At 67.5% G+C, this 6,752-nt stretch carries 6 protein-coding genes; 3 read left to right on the forward strand and 3 right to left on the reverse strand.

Annotation, left to right across the window (positions count from 1 at the left end):
- Window positions 1-51: 51 nt before the first annotated feature.
- Entirely contained in the window at window positions 52-2,151 is a 2,100-nt protein-coding gene (locus ITJ67_RS18590) for a DNA gyrase/topoisomerase IV subunit B (protein WP_194678624.1), read from the reverse strand.
- 219 nt (window positions 2,152-2,370) lie between these two features.
- On the opposite strand from ITJ67_RS18590, the gene ITJ67_RS20385 reads away from it, so the two are divergent.
- Window positions 2,371-3,051: an alanine racemase C-terminal domain-containing protein gene (locus ITJ67_RS20385; RefSeq protein WP_323741504.1), complete on the forward strand. Its 681-nt coding sequence runs from the start codon at window positions 2,371-2,373 to the stop codon at window positions 3,049-3,051.
- On the forward strand, window positions 3,048-4,100 hold the full coding sequence (locus ITJ67_RS18600) for an alanine racemase (RefSeq protein ID WP_194678626.1): 1,053 nt from the start codon (window positions 3,048-3,050) through the stop codon (window positions 4,098-4,100). Before ITJ67_RS20385 ends, ITJ67_RS18600 begins: the two co-directional genes overlap by 4 nt.
- A 77-nt stretch (window positions 4,101-4,177) precedes the next feature.
- On the opposite strand, the gene ITJ67_RS18605 is transcribed toward ITJ67_RS18600, so the two are convergent.
- Complete coding sequence (locus ITJ67_RS18605) at window positions 4,178-4,936, reverse strand: type 1 glutamine amidotransferase (RefSeq protein WP_194678628.1); 759 nt, start codon at window positions 4,934-4,936, stop codon at window positions 4,178-4,180.
- Window positions 4,933-6,216, reverse strand: coding sequence for a Mur ligase family protein (locus ITJ67_RS18610; protein WP_228503356.1), 1,284 nt, complete (start codon window positions 6,214-6,216; stop codon window positions 4,933-4,935). The genes ITJ67_RS18605 and ITJ67_RS18610 overlap by 4 nt, the downstream gene beginning before the upstream one ends.
- 228 nt (window positions 6,217-6,444) lie before the next feature.
- On the opposite strand from ITJ67_RS18610, the gene ITJ67_RS18615 reads away from it, so the two are divergent.
- On the forward strand, window positions 6,445-6,684 hold the full coding sequence (locus ITJ67_RS18615; RefSeq protein ID WP_160071864.1) for a hypothetical protein: 240 nt from the start codon (window positions 6,445-6,447) through the stop codon (window positions 6,682-6,684).
- Window positions 6,685-6,752 lie beyond the last annotated feature (68 nt).

Raw genomic sequence — 6,752 nt, forward strand, 5'->3', positions numbered from 1 at the left:
GATCGGGTGCCGGCCTCTTGCTCACGGCGTCCTGGCCGCCGAGACGTGCAGCTAGACGTCGATGTCCGCCCGAGCCACCTGCTCGGATCCTTCGATGATGAACTCCTTGCGAGGTGCGACCTCGCTGCCCATGAGCAGATCGAACACCCGCTCGGCGTTGTGCGCGTCCGCGTTCGTGACGCGCCTGAGCAGGCGCGCGCTCGGGTCCATGGTCGTGTTCCAGAGCTGGTCCTCGTCCATCTCGCCGAGGCCCTTGTAGCGCTGGATCGGGTCCTGATACCGCTTGCCCTGCTTCTCGAGCTTCGAGAGCAGCGTGTGCAGTTCCTTCTCCGAGTAGGTGTAGACCGTCTCGTTGGGCTTCCTGCCCGCATGCATGATGACCACCCTGTGCAGGGGCGGAACGGCCGCGAAGACGCGACCCGCGTCGAGCATGGGCCTCATGTAGCGGAAGAAGAGGGTCAGCAGCAGCGTCCTGATGTGCGCGCCGTCGACGTCGGCGTCGCTCATCAGGATGACCTTGCCGTAGCGAGCCTGGCCGATGTCGAAGCTGCGTCCCGACCCGGCACCGACGACCTGGATGATCGACGCGCACTCCGAGTTGGAGAGCATGTCGGAGACTGAGGCCTTCTGCACGTTGAGGATCTTGCCGCGGATGGGGAGCAGCGCCTGGAACTCCGAGTTCCTCGCCGGCTTCGCGGTGCCGAGCGCGGAGTCACCCTCGACGATGAAGAGCTCGCTCTGCGCGACATCGTTCGATCGGCAGTCGACGAGCTTCGTCGGCAGTGAGGAGCTCTCGAGTGCGTTCTTGCGTCGCTGCGTCTCCTTGTGGGCGCGAGCGGAGAGGCGTGACTTCATCTCCTGCACGACCTTGTCGAGCAGGAGGTTGGACTCGGCCTTGTCCTGGCGCTTGGTCGACGAGAACTTCTCGGTCAGGCCTGCTGTTACGGCCTTCTGGACGATCGCCCTGGCCGCTGGCGTTCCCAGGACCTCCTTCGTCTGCCCCTCGAACTGGGGCTCCGGGATGCGGACCGTCACGACGGCAGTCAGGCCCGCCAGGATGTCGTCCTTGTCGAGCTTGTCGTTGCCGACCTTGAGGCGCCGGGCGTTCTTCTCGACCTCTGCCCGGAAGAACCGGAGCATCCCCTGCTCAAACCCGGCGAGGTGAGATCCGCCCTTGGGCGTCGAGATGATGTTCACGAAGCTCTTCACGGTGGTCTCGTAGCCGGTGCCCCAGCGCAGCGCGAGATCGACGTGCATCGTGCGCGCGACTTCCTTCGTCACGAGCTGCAGGCCCTCGTCGTCGAGCACCGGGATGGTCTCCGTGAACTCCCCGCTCCCCTCGATGCGCCAGGTGTCGGTCGTCGGAGCGTCCGGTGCCAGGAAGTCGGCGAATTCCGTGATCCCGCCGTCGAAGCGGAACTGCTGCGTCGTGGGCGCGACCGAATCGTCGCGGGCGTCCTCGATGACCATCTCGAGGCCCGGCACCAGGAACGCCGTCTGCCTCGCGCGCTCGGCGAGGTCGTTGGTCTGGAAGCTTGCCTCGCGGATGAACACCTGCGGGTCAGCCCAGTAGCGAACCCGCGTGCCGGTGACGCCGCGCTTCGCCTTGCCGACGACGCGGAGCTCGCTCGTGTCGGTGAAGGGGACGAAGTTCGACGTCGGGCTGGGCCCGCCGGCACCATCCTCGAAGATGCCGGGCTCGCCGCGGCGGAAGCTCATCGCGTAGGTCTTCCCACCCCGGTCGACCTCGACGTCGAGGCGCGCGGAGAGCGCGTTCACGACCGAGGCGCCGACACCGTGGAGGCCTCCCGCCGACCCGTAGTTGCTCGCACCGAACTTGCCACCCGCGTGGAGCTTCGTGAAGACGACCTCGACGCCGCTGAGACCGGTCTTCGGCTCGATGTCGACGGGGACGCCTCGCCCGTCGTCATCGACGCTGACGGATCCGTCGCTGTGCAGCTGGACTCGGATGCGTGAGCCGTGACCGGCAAGAGCCTCATCGACTGAGTTGTCGATGATCTCCCACAGGCAGTGCATGAGGCCACGCGAGTCGGTCGAGCCGATGTACATGCCCGGCCGTTTCCGGACCGCATCGAGCCCGTCGAGCACCGAGAGGTGTCTGGCTGAGTATGCGTCTCCGGAATTCGCCACCGAGGTCCTCGTCCTTCTTCTGCGTCATCGTGCCTGTGATCTCGGCCCAACCGCGTTCAGCGGCAGGCCACCTTCGAGCGTAGACCGGATGCGGGCTTTCTCGCGGCTCCCACACCACAGCGCCCCCACGCGCGCCTCAGCGGCCCCCGGAACCGCCGGTGCTAGCCTGACCACGCCAGCGACGACCAGAGAGGGCACAACGTGCAGACTCCCGAGCCGGTGCGCAGACGCATCCACATCGACCTCCGCGCGATCCGCGAGAACTCGACCCGACTCCTCGGTTCGGAGACGGCGAGCTACGCCGACCTCCGTGCCGACGCCTACGGACATGGTGCGCTCCGCGTCGCTGAAGCCCTCGACGGCGAGGGATACGACGGCTTTGTCGTCTCCCCTGGGCTCGACCGCGCCTCCCTGTCGCATCTGAGCACGAAGCTGCTCGACGCGGACTCCGTGAACTCCGACAGGATCACGGGCGGCTCCCTGTTCGGGCTCACCGATCGCGCCTACCGGCCCGCGATGCGCGTGAGCGCGGAGATCCTGGCCGTGAAGGATGTCGGAGCCGGCGAGGGCGTGTCCTACGGGTACAGCTACGTCACGACGGAGGCGACGCAGCTCGCACTCGTCGGCGTCGGCTACGCCCACGGGGTCGTCCGCCGCGCCTCGAACACCGCGTCCGTGCTCATCGGCGGGAAGACGCGCACCATCGTCGGCGCCATCTCGATGGACCAGTTCTCCGTCGACCTGCTCGGCGCAGAAGCGCAGCCAGGCGAGCTGGCGACCCTCTTCGGCGATCCGGCCGTCGGCGAGCCGAGCATCCTCGACTGGCAACATGCGACCGGCCTGAGAGCTGCAGCCATCGCGAGCCGGATGAGTCCCCGATTCGAACGGAGCTACACATGAGCCGCGCAACGGCGCACGTCGATCTCGAGGCCATCAGCCACAACATCCGCGCCTTGCAGAAGCTCGCCTCTGGCTCGCAGTTCATGCTGGCCGTCAAGTCGAACGCCTATGGGCACGGCCTCCACGAGGTCGTGCGCACGGGGCTGGAGGCTGGGGTCTCGTCGTTCGGCGTTCTGGAGTCGACCGCTGGCATCGACCTTCGCGCTGCAGGCGTGGAGGTCCCCCTCTTCGCGTGGATGCATGGCCAGAACACCGACTTCGCGGCCGCGGCAGAAGCGCGAGTCGACCTCGGCGTGCAGACGTTCTGGCAGCTGGAGGCGATTGCGGCGAGCGGCGCGGCGCGCACGCCGCGAGTGCACCTCAAGATCGACACCGGCCTGCACCGCGGGGGCGCCGACCAGCCACGCTGGGCCGAGTTCGTCACCGAGGCGCTCAGGCTGCAGTCGCTCGGCAAGCTCGAGGTCGTCGCCGCGTGGAGCCATCTCTCTGACACCTCGCACAGTGCCGACCTCGCGTCGGCGGCTCTGTTCGAGGCGGCCGTCGAGGAAGCCAGAAGCCTTGGCGCGGAGTTCGAGCTGCTCCATCTCGGAGCCAGCGCGGCCGTCATCGATCTTCCTGAGGCGCACTTCGACCTCGTGAGGGTCGGCATCGCCGCCTACGGCATCTCGCCGTTCGGCGATCGAAGTGCTGCGGACCTCGGGCTGAGGCCGGCCATGCAGCTGCGAGCCCCAGTCCTGGATGCACGCCACGGGCTGGCGAGCATCGCCGTGGGCTTCGGTGACGGGATCCAGTCCGACCCGGACTCAGGCGCCTACATGGTTGTCGACGGGCACGTCGCACCGGTCGTCGAGGTGGGCGTCGACGAGACGGTCGTCGCGCTCCCGAGCGATGCAGATGGCATCTCGGCGGGCGCACCGTGCCTCGTCTTCGGCGACGGCTCGCAGGGAGAGGCGACCGCGGAGCAATGGGCAGTGTGGGGCGACACTGTCGGCGACGAGATCGTGACGGGACTCACCTCCCGGGTCCCACGGAGCTTCAGCCGCCGCTGAGCGACGCGCTGGCATGCGATGAAGCACGCCAGCGCCCCGCTCAGACGCTCAGACGCTCAGACCGTCAGGCCACTGGGTCAGACTGCTGGAGCAGAGACGCCGATTCTCCGCATCAACGCGTGGCGTGCGTTCTGCGACCAGCCGTCAAGTCGTTCCAGCTCCGCCCCGCCGTCTCCGAGCGTGCGATCAGCATCGTGACGATGCACGGCCTGCTGCAGGAGCTGGTCTGCCAGCGTGGGGTTCAAGGCGAGGATGGGGCCGTGCAGGTGCGTCCCGATCGCGCCCAGGCGCTGTACGCCCTCGACTCCGCTGTTCTCCGAAGCTGAGCCGCCGTTGCCGAAGCCACGGACAACCTCGCCGAGCGGCTCCGACCCCGCGTCGAGAGAGGTGACGGCATTGTGGTTCGCGAACCCCGCGAGGAGTCCACCCGGGGTGCGCACGACCGTCTCCGCGACGCTCTGCGCCGGCTCTCGGACAGCCCTGGAGGCGAAGACGCCGAGACCGGTGAGCTCTCCGTCGTCGTGGGTGATGCTCGATCCGAGCAGCTCCCACCCTCCGCCGATCGCGAGCAGCGGCAGGCCGGCAGCGACGAGGTCGCGGAGCTGCTCAGCGTGCTGCAGCGCGTCAGCCTGCACGGTCTGAACAGCAGCAAGGGGGCCGGAGCCGACGTGCAGCAGGTCGATGTCGCCGGGCAGCGAGGCCGCCCCACGTCCGACGTTCACCACTTCGATGTCGAAGCCGCGCACGCGCGCACGCTTCGCGAGCACCGTGACGTTGCCGACATCTCCGTTGATCCCGAGCTCCACCGGGTAGAGGTGAGCGATTCGCAGCTTCATGAGTTGACCTTCCCCTCGATACCCGATTGCCCGAGTCGTCGGCGAATCGACATCATCTGCTCGTAGTTGACGATCATGGTCTTCATGCCACGGCTGGGCTTGGGCAGCGCCAGGAACTTGTCGAGTGCCTCCCCGAGGCTGGGCTCCACGAGACCGACCGGAATGTCGCCGTAGCCGAGTCTCGTCGCGATCTGCCAGGCCTTCGTACCGGAGACCACGTCGACGTGCTCGAGGCGGCTGAGATCGGCACCGAAGATCCAGGACGGGTCGGGGGTTCCCTCGTCGACGGAGACGAACACCTGCTCAGGAGCCTCTTCGAGAGCATCGAGGTTCATCTGCAGGCTCGGCGGGTTCTTCATCATGATGATCTCGATGTCCTCCCCGCGGACACTCATCACCTCACCACGGCCGTACACGGTCTGCGACTCGCCGAGCGCCTCCGCGACGAGGGCGGGAACGAAGGAATCGCCGAGGATGCGCTGAGCAGTCGCTGCGGCACCAGCAGCGTCGAGCGCGTAGTGGAGGCCACGCGCCGGGAGACGGATCTCGAGCTCCTCGTCGCCGATCCTCAGGGTCGCATCGCGCCCCTGCAGTGCCACGACCTGCACAGCGCGCTCACCAGCAGCGACTTCAACGCTCGCGGCTGAGATGTCATCGAAGTTGGAGAGACCGTTCGGGGACTGCTCGATGAGCTCAGGAGCGACCCCGAACCAGGTCACCGGAGCATCCAGAGACACGGGAAGGCCGCGAAGCGATGCGTCATCGGCGTTCAGGACGCTGAAGTCGCCGCACGCCGCCGCGATGGTCCTGAGGAATTCAGTGACCCGAGACGGGTCGTAGAAGCGGTTCAGCTGATCGACCTGCACGTTGAGGAGCAGCACCCCGCGTGGGTGCAGGTGCGGGAGGAGGCGGGGCCCGTACGCCTCGTCGACCTCGAGGACTGCGATGTCCGCTCGCAGGTTGCCGTTGACGTCCACATCCGGAAGCATCGACGACGCTATGCCCTGCGGCAGGTTGCCGCCGGAGGAGTTCGTGAACACCCTGAGCCCGTGCCGCCGAAGCATCCGGGTCAGGAAGTGCGTCGTCGTCGACTTGCCGTTCGACCCGGAGACGAAGATGACGCCGAGCGGGAGCTTCGCCACGGCCGTCTCGAGGAAGTCCGGGGAGATGGCGAGCGCCACCCTGCCGGGGACTGCTGAGCCGCCTCCGCGGAGACGCATCGCTCCGCGCGCGCTCCGTCCGAGACCGACGGCGATCATCCGCCGCAGCTTGCCACCCATGCACACTCCTCATCCTGCGCAACCACGTGCGCGTCAGCGTCTGCGGCGAGGATCCCCCTGCTCGCCGACCGCGGCCAGTATCTCACGCGCCCACGACGGACCCCGGGTCGTCACGCGGGCGAAACACTGCTACGCGCAGGGCGAACCTGACCGCGGAAAGCACACGGGAATCCGGTGCCCGTGCTCTAATTGTCCTGATCGGCAGATCACTGAAGCTTTGGAGGCATCATGACGGAAAGCACAACGGCCCTGCGCACCGACTCGGCGCCAATTGCCGCAACAGACCGTTGCGACGCGTGTGGAGCTCAGGCCTACGTCCGCGTCCAGCTGAGCGCAGGCGAACTTCTCTTCTGCGCGCACCACGCGACGCGCCACGAAGAGAAGCTCCGCCAGCAGGCAGTCGCCTGGCACGACGAGACCTCGCGTCTGCATGGCGACAAGGCTGCGGCTGGTCAGCCGGCGGAGTAGCCGCCACCGAGACAGCACCGCGGTCCGACCGCGAACGACGAAGGCCCGGATGCATGCATCCGGGCCTT

The organism is Pseudoclavibacter sp. VKM Ac-2867 (assembly GCF_015351275.1).
Lineage (GTDB): Bacteria > Actinomycetota > Actinomycetes > Actinomycetales > Microbacteriaceae > Pseudoclavibacter.

Bases quoted from the DNA above. Each gene is read 5' to 3' on its own strand.
- ITJ67_RS18610 (WP_228503356.1), bottom strand. From the start codon at position 6,216: ATGGGTGGCAAGCTGCGGCGGATGATCGCCGTCGGTCTCGGACGGAGC.
- ITJ67_RS18600 (WP_194678626.1), top strand. From the start codon at position 3,048: ATGAGCCGCGCAACGGCGCACGTCGATCTCGAGGCCATCAGCCACAAC.
- ITJ67_RS18605 (WP_194678628.1), bottom strand. From the start codon at position 4,936: ATGAAGCTGCGAATCGCTCACCTCTACCCGGTGGAGCTCGGGATCAAC.
- ITJ67_RS18615 (WP_160071864.1), top strand. From the start codon at position 6,445: ATGACGGAAAGCACAACGGCCCTGCGCACCGACTCGGCGCCAATTGCC.